Origin of the sequence: Paraburkholderia sp. BR14312, from assembly GCF_040948675.1 — a bacterium.
Classification (GTDB): Bacteria; Pseudomonadota; Gammaproteobacteria; order Burkholderiales; family Burkholderiaceae; genus Paraburkholderia; species Paraburkholderia nodosa_A.
In genome coordinates this window covers 119,874-140,462 of the sequence record NZ_JBFPKI010000013.1, presented here as the reverse complement: position 1 = coordinate 140,462, position 20,589 = coordinate 119,874, and the positions used below count along the sequence as shown (strand labels likewise).

Sequence of the window (20,589 nt, the reverse complement as noted above, 5' to 3'; positions counted from 1 at the left end):
GCTTGATTCAATTTACGTCAGGATGGAATCGATTATCCGCGAAAAAAACGCCGCCAGACAGGGAAATTTCATCGCCATGAAAACTTGAGCGTCACTCAGAAATACCTATTGACGTTAACGTAAATCTGGCGTGAAATGTGCGTCCATGGGGCGAAGCTACGCCCGGTTCGAGATTCCCTGGAGACACACATGAGCAACGTACCCGGTTTGCAGTTCCCGCTTGGCGAGGAAGTCGAAATGCTGCGCGACAGCATCGCTGGCTTCGCGGCGAAGGAAATCGCGCCGCGCGCGGGCGAAATCGACCGCACCGACCAGTTCCCGATGGACCTCTGGCGCAAGTTCGGCGACCTGGGCGTGCTCGGCATGACGGTTTCCGAGGAATACGGCGGCGCGAATATGGGCTACACGGCGCACATGGTCGCGATGGAAGAAATCTCGCGCGCGTCCGCATCGGTCGGCCTTTCGTACGGCGCGCATTCGAACCTGTGCGTGAACCAGATCCACCGCAACGGCACCGAGGCGCAAAAGCGTAAATATCTGCCGAAGCTCGTTTCCGGCGAGCACGTCGGCGCACTCGCCATGAGCGAGCCCAACGCCGGCTCGGACGTCGTGAGCATGAAGCTGCGCGCCGAAAAGAAGGGCGACCGCTACGTGCTCAACGGCACGAAGATGTGGATCACCAACGGCCCGGATTGCGACACGCTGGTCGTCTACGCGAAAACCGATCCTGAAGCGGGTTCGCGCGGCATTACGGCGTTCATCGTCGAGAAGGGCATGAAGGGCTTTTCGGTTGCGCAGAAGCTCGACAAGCTCGGCATGCGCGGTTCGCACACGGGCGAACTGGTGTTCCAGGACGTGGAAGTGCCCGAAGAGAACATCCTCGGCCAGCTCAACGGCGGCGTGAAAGTGCTGATGAGCGGCCTCGACTACGAGCGCGCCGTGCTGGCGGGCGGCCCCACCGGCATCATGGCGGCGGTCATGGACGCGGTCGTGCCGTACATCCACGATCGCAAGCAGTTCGGTCAGGCCATCGGCGAATTCCAGCTCATCCAGGGCAAGGTCGCGGACCTCTATACGACCTACCAGGCGTGCCGCGCCTATCTCTACGCGGTGGGCCGCCAGCTCGACACGCTTGGCCGGGACCACGTGCGCCAGGTGCGCAAGGACTGCGCGGGCGTGATTCTCTACACCGCAGAAAAGGCAACGTGGATGGCCGGCGAAGCGATCCAGATTCTGGGCGGCAATGGCTATATCAACGAGTATCCGGTCGGACGTCTCTGGCGCGACGCGAAGCTCTACGAAATCGGCGCGGGCACGAGCGAGATTCGCCGCATGTTGATCGGCCGCGAGCTGTTCGCGGAAACCATGTAATCCTAAGCAACTCACGGTAACGAAGGGAGGACGGGATGCCGGTCATCGAATCGAAGCTCAATCCGCGTTCGGACGACTTCAAGGCCAATACCGCGGCACTCGAAGCGCTCGTCGCGGACCTGCGCGAGAAGATCCAGAAGCTTGCGCTGGGCGGCGGCGAGGCCGCGCGCGACAAGCACCTCTCGCGCGGCAAGCTGCTGCCGCGCGATCGCATCGCGCAACTGGTCGATCCGGGCACGCCGTTTCTGGAGTTCTCGCAGCTCGCGGCCTACGGCATGTACAACGACGACGCGCCGGGCGCGGGCATCATCACGGGCATCGGGCGCATTGCGGGGCAGGAATGCGTGATCGTCTGCAACGACGCCACGGTAAAGGGCGGCACGTACTATCCGGTCACGGTGAAGAAGCACGTGCGCGCGCAGGAAATCGCCCAGGAAAACAACCTGCCCTGCGTGTATCTCGTCGATTCGGGCGGCGCGAACCTGCCGAATCAGGACGAGGTGTTTCCGGACCGCGATCACTTCGGCCGCATCTTTTACAACCAGGCGAATCTCTCTGCGCAGGGTATTCCGCAGATTGCGGTGGTGATGGGCTCGTGCACGGCGGGCGGCGCGTATGTGCCGGCCATGAGCGACGAGTCGATCATCGTGAAGAACCAGGGCACGATTTTCCTTGGCGGCCCGCCGCTCGTGAAGGCGGCGACGGGCGAGGAAGTGAGCGCCGAGGATCTGGGCGGCGGCGACGTCCATACGCGCCTGTCCGGCGTGGTCGACCATCTCGCGCAGAACGATGCGCATGCGTTGGCCATTGCGCGTTCGATCGTCGGCAATCTGAACCGCACGAAAACGCCGCCCGTGGTGCTGCGCGAGCCGCTGCCGCCGCGCTTCGACGCGAAAAGCCTGTACGGCGTGATTCCAATGGATACGCGCAAGCCCTTCGACGTGCGCGAGGTGATCGCCCGCATCGTGGACGACTCGGCGTTGGACGAATTCAAGGCGCGCTACGGCACCACGCTCGTGACCGGCTTTGCGCACATCTGGGGCCACCCGGTCGGCATCGTCGCGAACAACGGCATTCTGTTTTCCGAATCGGCGTTAAAGGGCACGCACTTCATCGAGCTGTGCTGCCAGCGCAAGATCCCACTGGTGTTCCTGCAGAACATCACGGGCTTCATGGTGGGCCGCAAGTACGAAAACGAGGGCATTGCGCGCAATGGCGCGAAGATGGTGACTGCCGTGGCCACGGCAAAGGTGCCGAAGTTCACGGTGATCATCGGCGGTTCGTTCGGTGCGGGCAACTACGGCATGTGCGGCCGCGCGTATTCGCCGCGCTTCCTGTGGATGTGGCCGAACGCGCGTATCTCGGTGATGGGCGGCGAGCAGGCCGCATCCGTGCTCGCCACGGTGCGCCGCGACGGCATCGAAGCGAAGGGCGGCACATGGGGTGCCGAAGAGGAAAACGCATTCAAGCAGCCGATTCGCGATCAATACGAACTGCAGGGCCATCCGTATTACGCGAGCGCACGCCTGTGGGACGACGGCGTGATCGACCCGGCGCAAACGCGCGACGTACTCGGTCTCGGTCTTTCCGCCACGATGAACGCGCCGATCGAAGAGACGCGCTTCGGCGTGTTCCGCATGTGATGCATTGAGGACCAGACAATGCAATACGAAACGCTCACCGTAGAAGTCGTCGGACACGTGGCCACTGTTACGCTCAATCGCCCTGAAGTCCGCAACGCGTTCAACGAAGCGATGATTGCAGACGTCACGGCCGCGTTCACCGCGCTCGGCGCGCGCGACGACGTGCGTGCGATCGTGCTCGCCGGCAACGGCAAGGCCTTTTGCGCAGGCGCGGACCTGAACTGGATGCGCAAGATGGCCGGCTACTCCGACGCGGAGAATCGCGCGGACGCCATGCGTCTCGCGCAAATGCTTTCGGCGGTCTATCGCTGCCCGAAGCCGGTCGTCGCACGCGTGCACGGCGACGCCTACGCGGGCGGCATGGGTCTCGTGTGTGCGGCGGACATCGTGGTGGCCGTGGAAAGTGCGCACTTCTGCCTTTCCGAAGCGCGCCTCGGTCTCATGCCCGCCACGATCGCGCCTTACGTGATCCGCGCGCTGGGCGAGCAAGCTTCGCGCCGCTACTTCGTCACGGCTGAGGCGTTCGACTGCGCCACCGCGCAGCGGCTCGGCCTCGTGAGCGAAGCGGTGAGCGACGAAGACCTCGACGCCACCGTGCAGCGCATGACCGAAACGCTCTGCGCGAACAGCCCGAATGCGGTGCGCGAATGCAAGCAGCTCGTGCAGGACATCGCCGGCCAGACCATCGACGACGCCTTGATCGAAGACACCGCCGTTCGCATCGCGCGTATTCGCGCGAGCGAAGAAGGGCGCGACGGCGTGTCGTCATTCCTTGAAAAGCGGACGCCGCGCTGGCGCGATCAATAAGGCAAGAAGCAGGAAACGAAGCGAGGACAGCACATGTTCAACAAAATCCTGATCGCCAACCGCGGCGAAATTGCATGCCGGGTCGCGGCAACTTGCAGGCGGCTCGGCGTGAAGAGCGTGGCCGTGTACTCGGACGCCGACGCGAACGCCAAGCACGTCGCGGCCTGCGACGAAGCCGTGCATATCGGCGAAGCGGCCGCGGCACAAAGCTATTTGCGCTATGAGCGCATCATCGACGCCGCGCGCGCCACGGGTGCGCAAGCGATTCACCCCGGCTACGGTTTTCTTTCGGAGAACGAAGACTTTGCCCGCGCGTGCGAAGCGGCCGGCATCGTCTTTATCGGGCCGCCGGTCGAGGCGATCGCCGCCATGGGCTCGAAAGCGGCCGCGAAGGCGCTGATGCATGCGGCGGCCGTGCCGCTCGTGCCGGGCTACCACGGCGACGACCAGGACCCCGCGCTCCTCCAGCGCGAAGCCGATGCAATGGGCTACCCCGTGCTGCTCAAGGCGAGCGCGGGCGGCGGCGGCAAGGGCATGCGTGTGGTCGAGCGCAGCGAAGACTTCGCGGCGGCGCTCGCCTCGTGCAAGCGCGAGGCGGCCAGCAGCTTCGGCAACGACCGCGTGCTGATCGAGAAGTACCTCACGCGGCCGCGTCACGTCGAAGTCCAGGTGTTCGCCGACAAGCACGGCGGCGCGGTCTACCTGTTCGATCGCGACTGTTCGGTGCAGCGCCGTCACCAGAAAGTGCTCGAAGAAGCGCCCGCGCCGGGCCTCGAAGACGGCGTGCGCCGCGCGATGGGCGAGGCGGCCGTGGCCGCGGCGCGCGCGGTGCATTACGAAGGCGCGGGCACCGTCGAATTCATCATGACGGGCGCCGACTTCTACTTCATGGAGATGAATACGCGCCTGCAGGTCGAGCACCCCGTAACGGAGATGATCACGGGCCTCGATCTCGTCGAATGGCAGTTGCGCGTGGCGGCGGGCGAGCCGCTGCCGCTCGGGCAGTCGGAGCTTTCGATCACGGGCCACGCACTCGAAGCGCGCATTTACGCGGAAAATCCGGCGCGCGGCTTCCTGCCATCCACGGGCACGCTCAAGCATCTGCGCACACCGGAGGGCGTCGAGTTCCGGCTCGGCGACGCGGGCCAGCGCGCGAGCGTGCGCATCGACAGCGGCGTGCGCGAAGGCGACACCATCACGCCGTTCTACGATCCGATGATCGCGAAGCTGATCGTACACGGCGCCACGCGTGAGGACGCGCTTGCGCGTATGAAGCGTGCGCTCGAAGCGTGCGAGGTGGTGGGGCCGCATACGAACGTCGAGTTTCTGCAGCGGCTCGTGACCTGTGAGCCATTCGCAAGCGCCGATCTCGACACAGGCCTGATCGAGCGTAACCATGACGCGTTGTTCTCGCCGCAGCAGAAGCCGGTTCGCGAAGCGCTCGCGCTCGCGTGTGCGGCGCTGCTGGGCCGGGAGGGCGGCGCGGAGCACGGTGCGTCACCGTGGCACGCGCTTTCGCACTGGCGCCTGAATAGCGGTTTTGCGCAATCGCTCTCCTGGCGCGACGTCGAAAGCGATACCGCGTTCATGGTGGCCCATACGCATGACGGTGGCGAGGAAACCCTCGCCTATGCGGGGCACGCGGCGCGCTACACGTGGTGGCGCGGCGAGGGCGTGGACGAATACGGCGCGACCATCGGCGACAAGCGCGTGACGGGTCGCGTATTTATCGACGGCGATGTGTTTCATGTGTTCTGTCTCGGCACGGCGATGGCGTTCGAGTGGCAGAACCTGCTCGCGCATGCGGCCGACGCGGAGCACGGCGAGGGCCGTCTGACCGCACCCATGCCGGGCAAGGTGATCGCCGTGCTGGTGGAACCGGGCGCCGTCGTCGAGAAGGGCACACCGCTCATCGTCATGGAGGCGATGAAGATGGAACACACCATCGGCGCCCCTGCGGCTGGTAAGGTCACCGAAGTCTTGTATGGCGTAGGCGACCAGGTGGCCGACGGCGCGCAATTGCTCGTGCTCGAGGCTGCTTGATGCCGCTTTAACCCGCCTTAACCCGCTTGAAGCGGTTTGACTTGCAGGGCCGGGCAGTTCCTTCCGGCCTCCCCTGTAGCCGCAGAACGATGTGAGAGTTTTGCCCTGGGGCGCTCTGCTAAAGCGGAGCGCCCTTTTTTTCGCGCTTCGCGGACGAGAACCGCTCAGTGTTCCTTCACATGCGCGGCGAGCAGCTCTCGATGTCGCGCTTCGGTGGCGTCGTCGGCGGGGAACATGCATTCGAGGCGCAATTCCTGGGCGGCGATGTTTTGCGGCGTGCCCACGCTCGTCACCATCGAGAAATAGCGCAGCACACTGCCGTCGTCGATGAAACTGAGCGGAATGACCGGCATGGTGGGCGTGCCGCCCGATCCATGATGCGCTTTCCAGTCGCCCGGCACGCCGGGGAACGCGAGCAATTCGTCCAGCAGCGTGCGTGTTTCGTCGTCGATCACGCGGCCGACCGCTTCGCGATACACGCGTTGCAGAAGGCTTCGCGAAACGTTCTCCCAATCCGCGAGGAATGGGCGCATGCCCTGAGGATCGAACATCAAACGCAGCAAGTTGCGTGGGGCTGGGTGCGCGGCCATATCGAAGAAGTGGCCGAAGAAGCGCGGCGCGGCGTCGTTGGACATCAGCACGTTCCAGTGCCGGTCCATGACGATGGCCGGAAACGGATCGTGCTGTCGAATGACCCGCTCGAGCGCCCGCACGACATGCTGCATTTCCTGCGCATTCCACGGCGCATCCGAATAGACGGGCGCGTAGCCGGCGGCGAGCAACAAGGCGTTGCGTTCGCGCAGAGGCACGTCGAGCGTCTGCGCAAGGGTCAGCAGCGTGTCGCGGCCCGGTACGCTGCGTCCGCTTTCAATGAAACTGATTTGCCGCTGGGAAATCCCCGCGTCCAGCGACAAATCGAGTTGGCTCATGCCGCGCGCATCCCGCCAATAGCGCAGCAGGGTGCCGAGTTCGCTTTGCGGTGCGTTCACGTCGGGGCGCGTGGGGTTCATCGGTTCTCCGAGGTTGGATGCGGACTCGATCATCAGTGGAGGATAGGCGCTCATGCGCGACTCACCAATTACATGCGATGTAATCGCCGAGTTGCGCAGGCAGTGCACGCGCCGCGTTCGGCCGCCTTCACTCGCGCGCACTTCGCGCAAAAACAGTGCGATGATTAGGTTATCTCTTCGGCCGACCTTTCAGGCCGAACCCTGGGAACGCGTCGCGGAGCGGATTCGCTAGATGGTGGGATCCGGGGTCGGAAGGCAAATCCCGCTCCCTTCACCATGGCCGTACCGCCCCTCTACCAGACAGGTGAGGTCATCATGCTTGGTGTTCGTAAAGCTGTGTTCCCGGTGGCCGGAATCGATACGAGCTTTCTGCCGGCAACGAAGGCGAGCCCGAAGGAAATGCTGCCGGTCATCGACAAACCGCTCATTCAATATGCCGTTGAAGAGGCCATCGGTGCAGGCATTACCGAGCTTATCTTTGTGACGGGCCGCGGAAAGCGCGTCATCGAAGATCACTTCGACAGGTCCTACGAGGTCGAACACGTGCTTAGGGCGCGCGGCCGGCAGAATCTCGTCGAACTCGTGCAGAGCATCAAGCCGGCCAATGTGGAGTGCGTCTATGTCCGGCAAGCCGAACCGCTCGGTCTCGGGCACGCCGTGCTTTGCGCGGAAAAGCTGATTGGCGACGAACCGTTTGCGGTCGTGCTCGCCGACGATCTGCTCGACGGCAAGCCTCCGGTTCTCGCGCAAATGGTCCATATCTTCAGCCATTACGATTCCTCGGTTCTTGCGGTGGAAGAATTCGAGTCGTGGGAGTCGACGAGTCATGGCGTGATCGACGGCCGGCATTGGGACGAGCGCGTGATCAGCGTGAGCCGCATCATTGAAAAGCCGACGCCCGAACTGGCGCCGTCGAGCTTCGGCGTGGCCGGACGTTACGTGCTCATGCCGAGCATCTTCCACCATTTGCGCGCGCTGAAACCCGATGCCAACGGCGAAATCGAGCTCACGCCCGCCATTCACTCGATGCGTGAAGAGGAGCAGGTGCTGGCCTATGAGTTCGTTGGCAAGCGCTACGACTGCGGCACCAAGCTCGGCTATGTGCAGGCGACGGTGGACTTCGCCCTGCGGCATGCGGAATTGCAGGAAACCTTCGATGCGTGGCTGCGCGAGCGCATGGGCGCGGCGCAACTGGACGCGTGGGCAGCGGGTTCGATGCTGAGCCAACCGGCGCCGGTCGCGCCCGGGCTCGCACATTGAAGCCATGCCGTTTGCGTAGGAGAGTTGAACGTTACCCGTGAACGGGCAGCCTCGATAGCATGACATCGCTTTGACCGGGCGGGATCTAACGATGCCACCCTTTTCAAGGCGATGCAAGGAAAGGATTGGTAAGAAACCGTGCAAGGTTCCGCCCGTCGCACTGCTTTAAAATCGCGGCATGAACCCCAGCGTCCTCATTGTCGACGACGATCCCGTCGTGCGCGATCTGCTGAGCCGCTTCTTGCGCTCGCATAACTTCGATACCGCCGTGCTGCACGACGGCGTCCACCTCCAGCGCCGCCTCGAGCGCGAACGTCCGTCCATTGTGGTGCTGGACATCATGATGCCGGAGACCGACGGCCTCGAAGCCATTGCCGCCTTGCGCGCGGCCGGCGACGACATTCCCGTCATTTTCGTCACTGCGCGCGGCGCCGTGAGCGATCGCATTCGCGGGCTCTCGCTGGGGGCGGACGACTATTTGCCGAAGCCCTTCGATCCGCACGAACTGCTCGTGCGGATCCAGAACATCCTGCGGCGGCGCGGCCCGTCCACCGCGAGCGCGCCTGAGGCACGCCGGCGCTACCGGTTCGGCGACTTCGAGCTCGACTTCACGATGCGCACGCTCTCCTGCGGCGACACGCAAATCCCGCTGAGGGAGAGCGAATTCGCGTTGCTGAAGGTATTCGCCACACATCCCTACAAAGTGCTTTCGCGCACGCTGATCCACGATATCGTGCATCGCGACGAGCGCGAATTCCACGAACGCAGCCTCGACGTACCGATCTGGCGCCTGCGCCGCGTGATCGAGGCCGATCCGTCGAATCCGCGTCATATCCAGACAGTGCGCGGCAAGGGCTATGTATTCGTGCCGGATCCGGCGAATTATTCGGAGGCGCACGGCGCAGCAATTCAGTGAGAAGTCCGTTGAATACGCTGTTCGGGCGCATGGCATTGCTCTCGGCCGCGGTTTTGCTTTCCATGCAGCTGGGGTGGTTTTTGCTGCTTGCCCGCCAGCCGCCGCGCCATGAAGTCGATGGCTTTGCGCGTGGCGTCCTGCTCGCGCTACGCGTGGCGAGCGAAGAGCACGTCGGGGGCGGCGCGGTGCCGCCCCCGGTGCATCTCGGCAGTTCGCTCGAGCCGCCGAAGGACCGCGATCTGAGCGACGTGTTGCGCGTGCACCGCGTGCCGGTGTGGAACGTGCCCAAGGACGTTCACTTGCACGAACCGACGCGCAGGCCGCTGGTCGACTTGACGCGCCATCTGCGCGAACAATTGCCGCCCGGCACGCAGTTCGCCGTGGATGACGGGCGCCCGCCGCAGCTGTGGGTGCGCTTTCCGGGCAGCACGTCCTGGGTCGTTGTGCCGGTCGATATTCCGCCGCCGCCGCGCTTTGTCATCGAAGGGATTTCGATGCTGCTGGCGGCGCTCACGCTGTCGTTCCTCGCTGCCTGGCAGATCCAGAAGCCGCTCGCGAGCCTCGCCCAGGCGGCGCGCCGGTTCGGCACGGGCGAGCGCATTGCGCCGCTCGAAGGCAAGGGGCCGCGCGAACTGCGCGACGTGAGCGCGTCGTTCAACGACATGATGCGCTGCGTGAACGAGGCCGAAGACGATCGCGTGGTGATGCTGAGCGGCATCGCACACGATCTGAAGACGCCGCTCACGCGGCTCAAGCTGCGCGCGACCCTGATGGCAGAGGAGGCGGAGCGCAACGGCATGCTGCGCGACGTCGATTCGCTCACCCACATCGTCCAGCAGTTTCTGGAGTTCGCGCAGCAGTCGCCCGACGCGGGCAGGCTATTGAGTGTCGACGGCTTTCTGCAAAGCCAGTTTGGCAATCCTGACGAAATCGAGGGCGGCAACGGGCCGCTGTTCGTGCTCGATCTGCGTGCCGGTTCGCGGTTCAAGCTGCCCCAGGTCTCGCTGGACCGGCTCGTCACGAATCTCGTCGATAACGCACTCGAGTATGGCGCGCCGCCAATCGAAATCTCGACGGCGATCGAAGACGGATCGTTCCTGATACGCGTACGCGATCACGGCGCCGGCATCGAGCCCGAGCGCATTCCCGCCGCGATGAGGCCGTTCGTACGCCTGAATGCGGCGCGCGGCGGCGAAGGCCACTGCGGCCTCGGGCTGGCCATCGTCGCGCGGCTCGTGCGCGATAGCGGCGGCCAATGCGACGTCAAAAACCATTCCGATGGCGGTCTGCTCGTGCAGCTCAGCTTTCCTGTCGCTCACGGCTGATACGCCACACCAAAAAACGCGCCGAGCCCTCGCGGACCGGCGCGCAAACGTGCCGACGCTTGAAAGAGCGGGCGCTCGTGGACGTCGTGGTCAGGCCGTCGTGCTGACGAACAGGCCGCTCGCGGCGCCCGAGCCCTGCTGCTGCAGGTTGCTCGCGAGCGTCGTGAGGAATTGCTGAAGCTCGGACGTCGTGCCGCTCGACGAACTGCTCGATGAGGCGCCCATTGCCGTCAAAAGGTTCTGGAAGTCGGACGTCAATTCGCTGTCCGAACTGCTGCTGCTCGACGAACTGCTTGCCGTGCTCGAATCGGAGGACGTGCTGCTCGAAGCCGACGAGAGCGACTGCGCGAGGTTCGAGATCGCCGAAGCGAGATCGCTGCCGTAACCGCCTGCCGACGAGGGCGGCGGAGGCGGCGGCGGGGGCATCATCGCTGCGGCAGTGGTCGTCGTGCTCGAATCGCTCGATGTGGACGACGTGCTGGAGCTGGAAGCCGTAGTCGCAGACGTTGCGCTTGCCGACGAAACCGCGCTGCTGCTGTCGCTGCTATCGCCCGTGGCCGTCGTGGTGACGCCGCTCTGTTGCGCGGCGACCTGAAACAGCGCGCCGAGGAATTGCTGGAGCGCGGCGGCAAGCGCATCGGGCGATGTGGACGACGTGCTCGACGTCGAACCGGCGGAGCTGGACGAAGAATCAGAACCGGTGGTGCTCGCGGACGCGCTGGCCGTGCTGTCCGTGGTGAAGCCGAGCGACGAGAGCGCCGAGGCGATGGCGGCGGCAAGCGGATTGACGTTGTTCGAGTCCGACGAGGCGTCCGAAGCCATGGGCATGCCCGACATCTGGCTGGTGCTCGTGGATTGCCCTTCTGCCTGGTAAGCAGCCCAGGTCGAGTACAGTGAGTTTGAGCTGGATAACGCGCTTATCGACATGTTTAACCCCCCGGTGAATGTGCGAAATGGTGGATGCCCGACCGAGACGGCTGGTCAGGCCACTCAGTCGGCGCAATCGTATGTCGTCTTTCGCCGCGGGGGGCGGCTTTGTAATTCGAGGAAAGAGTTCAGGTAAGGAATTGGTGCCATCCTTACTTTTCCTTTCCTCAGGCTGCTGCGTCGCGCACCGGCGGCGCGAAGCGCAGCGCTACCGCAATGCGGTTCCACGCATTGATATTCGCCACGGCGGCGGTCAAGAATGCCATCTGCTCGCCGGGAAACTGGCGCGCCACGTCCTCGTAGAGCACGTCGCTTACACCGTCATGGAGCTTCGCGGTCAGCGCTTCCGTGTAAGCCAGCGCGGCGCGTTCACGCTCACTGAAGTATTCCGGCGCCTCGTGCCATGCGGCCACGAGATCGAGCTTGACGCGCGGCACGGCTTTCTCGCGCGCAATGTTGAGGTGGTACTGAATGCAGAACGCACAGCCGTTGATTTGCGAGGCGCGGATTTTCAGCAGCTCGGTCAGCGGCTTTTCGAGCCCCGAGGCATCGACCGCCTTGCTCATGGCGGAGAGCGCGGCGGCCACCGGGGCGGCGTCGCGCGCGAAGGTTTCGTAAGCAATGCGGGTAGACGTGCTGGACATGACTGGACCTCGCGAAGTCTGGGCGTTAATATCAGAGCACGAACATCATATTCGAACTCTGACATCATGCGCAAGACAGTGAAGAAAGACCCGGTTTCGGAAAGGGGCGAACCCACGAGCGCTATTCCGGCGGTCGGCGAGGGCAAGCGCGGCGAGGCGGGCTATTTCGGCTACCTGCTGCGCCAGGCGGGCGCGGCGCACCGTTTGCGCATGGAACGCGCACTCGACGATCTCGGCATTACGCCGCCGCAATTCGTCGTGTTGACCATGCTGGCCGCCTACCCCGGCGTTTCGGGCGCCGATCTCGCAAGGCTCGCGGCGCTCACGCCGCAAACGGTGAGCGTGATCGTCGCGAATCTGGAGCGCGGTGGCGCGATCGTGCGTCGCCCGCACGCTGTGCATGGGCGCATTCAGCAGATCGACGTGACCGATGAGGGCGAAGCGCTGCTCAGGGAGTGCCGCACGCGCGTGAAGAAGCTGGAGGCGCGCATGGCCGCGGGCTTCACGGCCGAAGAAGAGCAGGTGATACGCCGCTGGCTGGTGAGCGTCGCGCGCGAGGATGACGTGGGCTGAATGCAGCCGCGCTCCACCGCGCGTTACTGCGAAGCACTCTTCGCTTGCGCGAGGCTGCACGAATGGTCGAGCAGGCCTTCCGCCGTGCCGGTCCCGCCATCGACATCGAGCCCGCTGTTCACGACGAGCCAGCCGTCGTGCTTTGCATCGGGGCCGGCGCCCGTCACGAGTATCGTCTGCACGGCCATGGTCTGTTGCGGGCCGAGATCGCGCTCGACCACGCGAAAAGGATTGCTGTTGTCCGAGAGGCTCGTCACACGCGTGACGCGGTAGCGCGATCCGTCGAGCGTGGTCCAACGCCACGTGCCCGGCGCGATGTCGGCATACGGCGCGAGCGCTTTGGTGATGTCGGGGCGCATGCAATCGACGTGGATATGCAGTTGATTCTGCGTGCGGCGCTCCGAGGAGTTGATCTCGAGGCCGAGCTGGTTGCCGGCGAGCGGCATGCCGAGCTTCGCTTCCACGAAACGTCCCGCGCCCCATGCGCCGACCCAGTACTCAGGCGCGCCGCCGTAGAGAATCTCGGGGCTCTCGATGCCGGCCACGCGGTCGGTGGGAATCACGAGATACTGCGCACGCCCTGCGATGTCCTTGAGCACGGCATAGCGCTTCTGGAAGTCGACGGTGGTGCAGGGGCCGGGCTTGCCCTTGTCGCGCATATTCGGCACGCACTGGCCGCCGACGACTTGCCAGAGACCGTTGGAGTCGACCGCGGAGAGGCGCACGCACGCGCCGGTGGCGGCGAGCGCAACGACCGCCGCCGTGGCGACGGCAAGCCGGGACATCCGCATGAAAGGGGCAAGGCGCAGGGATCGCATCGGCACGAAGTGTCTGGGTTGAGTCGATCAAACGCGCCGCGCTGCGAAGTCTGCACGCGTTGCGGCGCAACGGCTGCGCGCAGTGTAGCGCAATGCCCGTGACAGTCGCTTGTGCGCGGTTGCCGAGCCTTATTTGCGGCGCGGATGAAACGTGACCGGTTGCGCGTTCGAGGCGTCCGTTGCCGCAGGCGTCGGTCCGCACGTGCCGCAGGTGCCGCAGCCGTCGCCGCAATCGCCGGTTGCGCCTTTGGGCTGCACGAAGCGCCCAAGGCGCTGCGCGAATGCATTACGTTGCGAGCGCAACAGTTTTGCGGTCACCGCGGCCTGCACGCGCGTGGTCGTTTTCGGTGCAAGCTTGCGCAGCGTATAGACGAAGCTCGCGGTCACGAGCAGCGCGATCACCGCATATTGCGCGACGAGTCCGGCGCTCATACGAAGTGCCTCGCGACCTGATACGTGACGAACGAGGCCGCATAGGCCACGACGAACATGTAGCCGAACGAGACTACGACGGCGCGCCACGAGCGCGTTTCGCGGCGAATCACGGCGAGCGTGGACATGCATTGCGGCGCGAATGCGAACCACACCATCAGCGAGAGGGCGCTGGCGAGCGAGAAGTTCTGCGCGAGCGTGTGGCCGAGCGCGGCGGTGTCCGCGTCGCCGCCCGCCACGGAGTACACGGTGGCGAGCGCGGCCACCGCCGTTTCGCGTGCGGCGAAAGCGGGGATCAGCGAAAGGCTCATTTGCCAGTTGAAGCCGAGCGGCGCGAACGGCCATTGCAGCGCGCGGCCAAGATAGCCGGCGATGGAGTAATCGATGGCGGGCAGTGTTGCGCCGGCGGGCGGCGAGGGGAACGTGGAGATGAACCACATCAGCACCGTGAGCGCGAGGATGATGCCCGTCAGGCGCTTGAGGAAGATCGCGCCGCGCTCCCACAGGCCGATGGCGACGTCGCGTGGGCGCGGCAGCCGGTACGAGGGCAACTCCATCAGCAGCGCGTGTTCACGGTGGTCGCGGCGGAGTTTCTTCATGACCCAGCCCACCGCCATCGCGCCGGCAATGCCGGCGGCGTAAAGCGCGAAGAGCACCAGGCCCTGCATGTTGAATACGCCGAAGATCATGCGGTGCGGAATGAAGGCGCCGATCAGCAGCGCATACACTGGCAAGCGCGCCGAGCACGTCATGAGCGGCGCGACGAGGATCGTGGCGAGCCGGTCGCGCGGGTCGGAGATGCTGCGCGTGCCCATCACGCCGGGAATCGCGCACGCGAAGCTCGACAGTAGCGGGATGAACGAGCGCCCGGTGAGCCCCACGGCTACCATCATGCGATCGAGCAGGAAGGCCGCGCGCGGCAGATAGCCCGACTCCTCCAGTACGAGGATGAAGAAGAACAGCACCAGAATCTCGGGCAAAAAGCCGAGCACGGTGCCGACGCCGCCGAACAGCGCGTCCGTCACGAGGCTGCGCAGCGGGCCGTCGGGCAGTGCCGTACCGGCGGCCGCGCCGAGCCAGGTGAAGCCGTCGCCGATGGCATCGGTGAGCGGCTTGCCGAGCGAATACACGGCCTGGAACACGAGGAACATCACGAACGCGAGGATCAGCGGGCCGAGCACGGGGTGCAGTGCGAAGCGGTCGATGGCGTCGTCGCGCGCGTCGGTGGCGCGCGGCATCGTCACGGCGCTCGCGAGGATGGCGCGCACCGTGCCGTGCAGGTCGTCGGCCGCCGCTGCTGCTTGCGCCTGCGGTTTTTCAGGCGTCGTGTGGTCGATCAGCTCGATGAGCGCTTGCGCGCCGCCGCGCCGCACGGCCACGGTTTCGACCACGGGCATGCCGAGCTGGCGCGCAAGCTCGCCCACATTTACCTCGACGCCGCGGCGCTTTGCGGCGTCCATCATGTTCAGCGCGAGCACCATCGGGCGCCCCATGCGCTGTACTTCAAGCACGAAGCGCAGATGCAGGCGCAGATTCGTCGCATCGGCCACGCAGACGATGAGATCCGGCGCGGCCTCGCCCGGGTAGCGGCCGAGCAGCACGTCGTGCGTCACGCGCTCGTCGGGGCTTGTCGAGTCGAGGCTGTAAGCGCCCGGCAGATCGAGTAGTTGCACCTTGCGGCCCGAGGGCGTGGCGAAGCGCCCTTCCTTGCGCTCGACCGTCACGCCCGCGTAATTGGCGACCTTCTGGCGCGCGCCGGTCAGCAGATTGAAGAGCGCGGTCTTGCCGCAGTTGGGATTGCCGACGAGCGCCACGCGCAGCGGCGTAACCGGAGCCAGGCTCATTGCGCGGCCTCCCCGTCCGTCGTCACGCTCACGCGCTGCGCTTCCGCGCGGCGCAATGCAAAGCGGGTCGAGCCGATCTGCACGAGCAGCGGGTCCGCGCCCCAGGGTGCGCGCGCAACCACGCGCACGGGCTCGCCGGGAACAAAGCCGAGGTCGCGCAGACGCTGCGCGATCGGGTCGGGGGCACGGATATCCTCGACACGCTCCACGAGGGCGGTCGCTCCTTTGGACAGGTCGGTCAGACGCATAGGTGGGGGGCTTGCTTATAACGAATGAGAACCGTTCTCATTGTAGCGCAGCGCCGGCATTGTGGCGGTAAATGCGCCTCGGCTCCGTCGATGCGGGCGGGGAACCCGCGGCCGAGGCGGGGTAGCGGTGCCGTGTGCGCTCAAATTTCCGGCGCAGGCAGCGTCCCGAGAATCGCTTCGAATGCGAGACCGATCGCGAGCAGCCTGCGGTCGCCGCCGACCGGTCCGTCGAGTTCGAGCCCGACGGGCAAGCGCGCGTCGACAAGACCCACGGGCAGCGCGAGACCTGGAATGCCGGCATTGCTCGCGGGATCGGTGTTGCGCAGATACGCCTCCATCTCGTCGATCGGCGCCGCGCCGTCGATCGACACGCGAGACGATCCATTCAGCTCGTCGATCGGCACGGCGGCGAGCCGCGTCGTAGGAAAGAGCAGCGCGTCGAGGCCGCTGGCCGCGAAAGTCTGCGCATAGAGCTGCTGCAGACGCGGCCGCCACACCGTCATTGCGCTGTGATAGTCGCCGCCGCGCGCGTCGGCGAGCACGGCGTCGTAGGCCGCGCGCACATCGGGACTCGCAATGCGCGCGGCGACTTCGGCCACGGTTTGTGCCGGTGCGTGGTTCGCAACGAGCCATGCTGTGAGATCGTCGATGGGCTCGTGCAGCGCGATCGCATAGCTCACGCGGTCGTTCAGCGCGAGCAGCTCGCTCATTTCGACCGGTACGAACGTGACGCCTGCGGCTTCGAGCTTCGCGAGCGCGGCGCGCGCCACGTCTTCGAGCGCGGCTTCGAGGCCTTCCCACAGCGGCGCGGGCAGGCCAATGCGCAGATTCGTCACGGCGGCCGGCGAGAGCGGCCCGTGCCCGGTAATCACGGCGTCGAGCAGCGCGACATCGGCAACCGTGCGCCCCATCGGCCCGACCGTATCGCGCGTATGGCTGATCGGCACGACGGCCTGCGGGTCGTGATAGCGGCGTTGCGTGCCGCCGTCGCCCACGCTCGGGCGCAGGCCGACAATGCCGCATAGCGCGGCCGGTATGCGCGTGGAGCCGCCGGTGTCGGTGCCGAGTCCGGCGGGCACGATGCGTGCCGCAATGGCGGCCGCCGTGCCGCCGGAGGAGCCGCCGGGAATTCGCTCGGGGCCCCAGGGGTTGCGTACGGGCCCCGCATGCGGCGCGAGATTCGTGCTGGTGATGCCGAACGCCAGCTCGTGCATGTTGGCCTTCCCGAGCAGGATCGCGCCGGCATCGACGAGGCGCTGCACCGAAGGCGCGTGACGCGCGGGCACGAAGCCTTCGAGCGCGGGCGTGCCCGCCGAGGTCTGCAGGCCGCGCGTATTGATGTTGTCCTTGACGACTACGGGCAGCCCGGCGAGCGGCAGACGCGCGCGCTCGCTGGCGCCGAGCGAGTCGATGCGCTGCGCGGTGGCGAGCGCGCCTTCCACGTCGAGCACGGTTAGGGCGTTGAGGTTGGAGAGCGCCTGCGCGCGCGCCAGCAGCGTGGCGACGTAGTCGGCGGCCTTCAGTTGTCCGGCCTGGATGGCCTCGACGGCTTGCGTTGCGCTCAGTTCCAGTTGCTGGTCGACAGTCCAGGTCATGCAGCGTTCTCCTCGTGCGGCTATACAGCCATGCTAACAACGCGTGCGTTTTACGTTGCGGCGCGACTTCTTCAAGAGGCGCAGCGCGAAGCGTGCGAGCGTGGGCACGAGCGTCGGCCGCAAGAGGCGCGCGTCGTAGCCGCTCATGCGCGCGTCGTTTTCTTCGAGGCAGAGTTCGATCATCTCGCGCGGTTCGAGCGCGTCGCCCAGTACCTCGCGGTTCGCGGGCAGAAAATTCGAGTCGCGCGTATTGCCGCTGGCGTCGATGCCTCGTGCGATCGCGAGCCGCTCCCATACCAGCATGAACCAGATGGCGGCGACGCGCACGGTGTGCCACGGCCTGCGCCACGAGGGCATGGTCCTGCGATACCACGCCACCCAGTTGACGAAGAAGAGGATGTGGCGCGCCTCTTCCTGGATCACCGGTTCGAAGGTTTCGACGAGGTCTGGCGGGAAAAAGCCCGAGCGCTGCGCCGAGCGAAACAGGCCGAACGCGAAGAAGCTGTCGATGCACTCGCTATAGCCGGTGAACATCCACGCCCATTCCGCCTTTTTGGGCGGCAGGTATTCGGGTTCAGGCGCAAGTTCGATGCCGTAGGCCTGCACGAGATTCGAGAGTACGACCTTGTGGCGCGCTTCCTCGGCCGCGTCCATTTCGATTGCTTCGCGCAGTAGCGGGTCGCTGAGGGTTTGCGCGTAAGTCAGCACGCGGATCGAGGCGCGGCCTTCGGTCTGCACCGCCATGTCCCAGATCGGCAGCGATGTGAGGCGGCCGAGCGCATCGGGCTCGAGCTTCGGCCAGTCGAGCACGGCGGGGCGGTAGGGGTCGTGGGTGTCGAGCAGCATCCGGCAGAACATCTTGCGATGTTCGTCCGATCCGATCTTGATGGGCCCTGGCGTGCCGTGAGTCCAGCGCCGCAGCGCGGCGTCCTGCTCGGAGATGAAGGCTGCGCCTTCGTCCGGATGCGTCAGGGTTTCGGACATGAGCATCTAACGGGAAGGGGGTATGACTCCTATTCTGTCACAACCGTAAGGAAGCATGCGCCCTCACGCGCAGCGGCGCTGCTGCTCGATCCACATGCGCGCCCAGCGGCAGGCGTAGGCGAGCGCGTGCCTTTCGTCGAAGAAGTAATCGAGTTCGTCGAACGAATGCTGCGCGCCCGGCTGCGTGCCAATGGTGAGATTGGCGGCGAAAAGGCCGTTCGGGAGCTGCCGCGCGCTGGGGGCGACGACGTAGCCTTTGTAGCGTAATGAAGTGTTCATGGCCGCGCTTCCTGCTGATCTTCTGCTGATTTGCTCGGGTTCTCGTTTTCAGTGGCGCGGGTGTTTTGCTGTCCACTCACGGTACCGACACGGACCAGCGTATGAGCCGCCGTATGTCGATGGAACCAATCATTCGTCGCAAGCAAATCACGTGTGGCCTGGAGCGGTCAGCAGGATGATCCGGATGAGGCGAGGGGTGAATCCGGCTTCAATGTGGACCGGACGAAATGCAGCGTCTGTGGGATGGCGCACGTGATCTGCGCCGCGCGACGCCGGCAATGTGGGTTAGGGAACGTTTCCCGCCCCGCACGTTCGACGCGCGGGCGGGCGGCCAGGCGGCAGAGGTCGGGCAGCGTGTCAGACCGCGAGGCTCAGACGTTTTTCGGTGCGCGGCGCGTTGGCGGCCTGCGCGCCGCCGACGCTGTTCAACGCGCTCGCCGGCGGCGCCGCGCGATGTTCCTGGCCGCCGAACGCGAGCGCGAACTGCGCCGCCTGGCGGCCGACCGTTGCGAGCTGTTCGGCGACCTTGGCGTCGGAGCACTGCAGCGCGCTCTCGAAGCGTGTCTCCAGCGTGTTGATGCCCGCGCCGAACGGTGTCGGCCAGCCGCGCAGCGCGTGCACGATCGAGCGCAGCGAGGTCAGCACCGAGCCCGCGGCCTGCCAGCCATAGGCCGTGACGATGCAGCCCACTGCGCGGCCGTCCAGGTATGGGCGGTTGTCGGCACGCAGTTCTTCGAGCGTGTCGAGCGCGTTCTTCACGAGCCCGGATACGCCGCCGTGATAGCCGGGCGTCGCGATGATGACGGCGTCGGCGGCGCGCACGGCTTCGATCAGCTCGAGCTGGGCGTCGGTTCGCACGGGGTCTTCGGGCGCGTAGTGCGGCAGCGTGTGCAGGAACGTGCCGCCGAACAACTGCGTGCGCGCGCCGGCGTCTTCGGCGCCGCGCAGCGCGAAAGCGAGCGCGCGCTCGGTCGACGAGGCGGCGCGCGTCGTGCCGCCGATGCCCACCACGAGCGGGCGGCGTTGCGAATCGGAAATGCTCAAGGGGGGCTCCCTGAAATGCGATGAGACCTGGCTCGTGGGTGATCGGGTGACGCCGCCACGAAGCCTGCAGGCCTGGAAAGGGTCATCTTAGAGATCGCGCCGAGCGGCGCGAAACGACTTTTTGTTCTATCCATATGCCGGCGGCGCTACGTTGCGCGGCGCCATGCGCCCGAAATGCATATGCGAAACCATTGGTTGGACGCGCAGCGGGCCATGGCTAAGATGGAGCCGTCTCCTCCATGACATCTCCTTGACATGGGATTCGGCCCCGCACTTCTCCGGTGACGGGGCTGTTTTTTTCTGGAGACGGGAACGGGCGGCGCTTCGAGGTCTTCGAGGCCACGATCGCGGCAGCTGCGTGCCGCACTGTAGGTCGTGTTTTGCGCCGCTGACTGCGGCTACGCGCTAGCTCAAACCGTGAGGACGTTGCCGTCGGGGCCGATTTGCGGCGGAATTTCCGGCAGGGTCCCGTTGCCCGGCGCGGTGCGCGCGGGGGTGCCCGGCGTGGCCGGCAGCGTGGGCGCGGGAGCGCGCACGGCCGGTTCGGCGACCTTGCGAGTGGTGAGTTTGTCGGTGGAGGCCAGCTTGTGCTTCGTGCCGTGATGCGCCTTCTTGCCGGCATTGCTCGCATGCGCCGAGGGCGTGCGCGCTTCCGGCGGATTCCAGATCTCGATGTAGTGTTCCCCGGCGATCGCGGTGGACGCGAGGACGCCCAGCAAGGTCCCCGTGATGAAGAATCGCACGTCGTGTTCTCCGTTTCGATGTACAGGCCGGGGCCGCGCCATGCGCCGGGGCGCGATGGGGCGGCGTAACCCGGTACGGCGAC

Annotated in this window: 22 protein-coding genes; 10 read left to right on the top strand and 12 right to left on the bottom strand. The window is 65.6% G+C overall.

Annotated features, from left to right (window positions below; translation table 11 throughout):
* Positions 1 to 189 precede the first annotated feature (189 nt).
* The 4 genes from AB3X98_RS31895 to AB3X98_RS31880 are packed head-to-tail and all read left to right on the top strand — an operon-like array spanning position 190 to position 5,864.
* A complete protein-coding gene (locus AB3X98_RS31895; RefSeq protein ID WP_342946745.1) occupies positions 190 to 1,371 on the top strand; it encodes an isovaleryl-CoA dehydrogenase in 1,182 nt (393 codons plus the stop codon).
* 35 nt (positions 1,372 to 1,406) lie between these two features.
* Complete coding sequence (locus AB3X98_RS31890) at positions 1,407 to 3,014, top strand: carboxyl transferase domain-containing protein (RefSeq protein ID WP_368605478.1); 1,608 nt, start codon at positions 1,407 to 1,409, stop codon at positions 3,012 to 3,014.
* 18 nt (positions 3,015 to 3,032) lie between these two features.
* Positions 3,033 to 3,821 (top strand): enoyl-CoA hydratase/isomerase family protein, encoded by a 789-nt coding sequence (locus tag AB3X98_RS31885; protein ID WP_368605479.1) that lies wholly within the window; start codon positions 3,033 to 3,035, stop codon positions 3,819 to 3,821.
* Positions 3,822 to 3,854: 33 nt separating this feature from the next.
* On the top strand, positions 3,855 to 5,864 hold the full coding sequence (locus AB3X98_RS31880; protein ID WP_368605480.1) for an acetyl-CoA carboxylase biotin carboxylase subunit: 2,010 nt from the start codon (positions 3,855 to 3,857) through the stop codon (positions 5,862 to 5,864).
* A 164-nt stretch (positions 5,865 to 6,028) separates the two neighbouring features.
* On the opposite strand, the gene AB3X98_RS31875 is transcribed toward AB3X98_RS31880, so the two are convergent.
* The gene (locus tag AB3X98_RS31875) at positions 6,029 to 6,874 is read right to left on the bottom strand and encodes a helix-turn-helix domain-containing protein (protein ID WP_368605492.1); all 846 of its coding nucleotides are present in this window, start codon (positions 6,872 to 6,874) and stop codon (positions 6,029 to 6,031) included.
* Positions 6,875 to 7,189: 315 nt separating this feature from the next.
* Here AB3X98_RS31875 and galU point away from each other — a divergent pair, with 315 nt between their 5' ends.
* From galU to AB3X98_RS31860, 3 genes are all read left to right on the top strand, one after another.
* Positions 7,190 to 8,134 (top strand): UTP--glucose-1-phosphate uridylyltransferase GalU, encoded by a 945-nt coding sequence (gene galU, locus AB3X98_RS31870; protein ID WP_368605481.1) that lies wholly within the window; start codon positions 7,190 to 7,192, stop codon positions 8,132 to 8,134.
* A gap of 178 nt (positions 8,135 to 8,312) precedes the next feature.
* Entirely contained in the window at positions 8,313 to 9,050 is a 738-nt protein-coding gene (locus tag AB3X98_RS31865; protein ID WP_028202613.1) for a response regulator, read from the top strand.
* Positions 9,047 to 10,375 carry an ATP-binding protein gene (locus tag AB3X98_RS31860; RefSeq protein ID WP_368605482.1) on the top strand — a complete coding sequence of 443 codons (1,329 nt, stop codon included), beginning with the start codon at positions 9,047 to 9,049 and terminating at the stop codon, positions 10,373 to 10,375. The genes AB3X98_RS31865 and AB3X98_RS31860 overlap by 4 nt, the downstream gene beginning before the upstream one ends.
* 90 nt (positions 10,376 to 10,465) lie before the next feature.
* On the opposite strand, the gene AB3X98_RS31855 is transcribed toward AB3X98_RS31860, so the two are convergent.
* Positions 10,466 to 10,804: a hypothetical protein gene (locus AB3X98_RS31855; RefSeq protein WP_368605483.1), complete on the bottom strand. Its 339-nt coding sequence runs from the start codon at positions 10,802 to 10,804 to the stop codon at positions 10,466 to 10,468.
* Positions 10,805 to 10,823: 19 nt separating this feature from the next.
* On the opposite strand from AB3X98_RS31855, the gene AB3X98_RS31850 reads away from it, so the two are divergent.
* Positions 10,824 to 10,970, top strand: coding sequence for a hypothetical protein (locus AB3X98_RS31850; RefSeq protein ID WP_342946738.1), 147 nt, complete (start codon positions 10,824 to 10,826; stop codon positions 10,968 to 10,970).
* A 51-nt stretch (positions 10,971 to 11,021) separates the two neighbouring features.
* Positions 11,022 to 11,249 (top strand): hypothetical protein, encoded by a 228-nt coding sequence (locus AB3X98_RS31845; protein ID WP_368605484.1) that lies wholly within the window; start codon positions 11,022 to 11,024, stop codon positions 11,247 to 11,249.
* A 220-nt stretch (positions 11,250 to 11,469) separates the two neighbouring features.
* On the opposite strand, the gene AB3X98_RS31840 is transcribed toward AB3X98_RS31845, so the two are convergent.
* Positions 11,470 to 11,946, bottom strand: a complete 477-nt coding sequence (locus AB3X98_RS31840; RefSeq protein ID WP_368605485.1) for a carboxymuconolactone decarboxylase family protein — start codon at positions 11,944 to 11,946, stop codon at positions 11,470 to 11,472.
* 66 nt (positions 11,947 to 12,012) lie between these two features.
* Here AB3X98_RS31840 and AB3X98_RS31835 point away from each other — a divergent pair, with 66 nt between their 5' ends.
* Positions 12,013 to 12,519: a MarR family transcriptional regulator gene (locus AB3X98_RS31835; protein WP_342946736.1), complete on the top strand. Its 507-nt coding sequence runs from the start codon at positions 12,013 to 12,015 to the stop codon at positions 12,517 to 12,519.
* 23 nt (positions 12,520 to 12,542) lie between these two features.
* On the opposite strand, the gene AB3X98_RS31830 is transcribed toward AB3X98_RS31835, so the two are convergent.
* The 9 genes from AB3X98_RS31830 to AB3X98_RS31790 form a co-directional block, all read right to left on the bottom strand.
* Complete coding sequence (locus AB3X98_RS31830) at positions 12,543 to 13,337, bottom strand: CDP-diacylglycerol diphosphatase (protein WP_368605493.1); 795 nt, start codon at positions 13,335 to 13,337, stop codon at positions 12,543 to 12,545.
* 129 nt (positions 13,338 to 13,466) lie between these two features.
* Complete coding sequence (locus tag AB3X98_RS31825) at positions 13,467 to 13,769, bottom strand: DUF6587 family protein (RefSeq protein WP_368605486.1); 303 nt, start codon at positions 13,767 to 13,769, stop codon at positions 13,467 to 13,469.
* Positions 13,766 to 15,613 (bottom strand): ferrous iron transporter B, encoded by a 1,848-nt coding sequence (locus AB3X98_RS31820; RefSeq protein ID WP_368605487.1) that lies wholly within the window; start codon positions 15,611 to 15,613, stop codon positions 13,766 to 13,768. Before AB3X98_RS31820 ends, AB3X98_RS31825 begins: the two co-directional genes overlap by 4 nt.
* Positions 15,610 to 15,861: a FeoA family protein gene (locus AB3X98_RS31815; RefSeq protein ID WP_342946732.1), complete on the bottom strand. Its 252-nt coding sequence runs from the start codon at positions 15,859 to 15,861 to the stop codon at positions 15,610 to 15,612. The genes AB3X98_RS31820 and AB3X98_RS31815 overlap by 4 nt, the downstream gene beginning before the upstream one ends.
* A gap of 140 nt (positions 15,862 to 16,001) precedes the next feature.
* A complete protein-coding gene (gene iaaH, locus AB3X98_RS31810) occupies positions 16,002 to 17,456 on the bottom strand; it encodes an indoleacetamide hydrolase (protein ID WP_368610369.1) in 1,455 nt (484 codons plus the stop codon).
* A gap of 33 nt (positions 17,457 to 17,489) precedes the next feature.
* Entirely contained in the window at positions 17,490 to 18,440 is a 951-nt protein-coding gene (locus tag AB3X98_RS31805) for a ferritin-like domain-containing protein (protein ID WP_342946730.1), read from the bottom strand.
* Positions 18,441 to 18,503: 63 nt separating this feature from the next.
* Positions 18,504 to 18,719, bottom strand: coding sequence for a transcriptional regulator (locus tag AB3X98_RS31800; protein WP_069261717.1), 216 nt, complete (start codon positions 18,717 to 18,719; stop codon positions 18,504 to 18,506).
* A gap of 357 nt (positions 18,720 to 19,076) precedes the next feature.
* A complete protein-coding gene (locus tag AB3X98_RS31795) occupies positions 19,077 to 19,763 on the bottom strand; it encodes an NAD(P)H-dependent oxidoreductase (RefSeq protein WP_342946729.1) in 687 nt (228 codons plus the stop codon).
* 410 nt (positions 19,764 to 20,173) lie between these two features.
* The gene (locus AB3X98_RS31790) at positions 20,174 to 20,506 is read right to left on the bottom strand and encodes a hypothetical protein (protein ID WP_141710545.1); all 333 of its coding nucleotides are present in this window, start codon (positions 20,504 to 20,506) and stop codon (positions 20,174 to 20,176) included.
* Between the last annotated feature and the right edge of the window lie 83 nt (positions 20,507 to 20,589).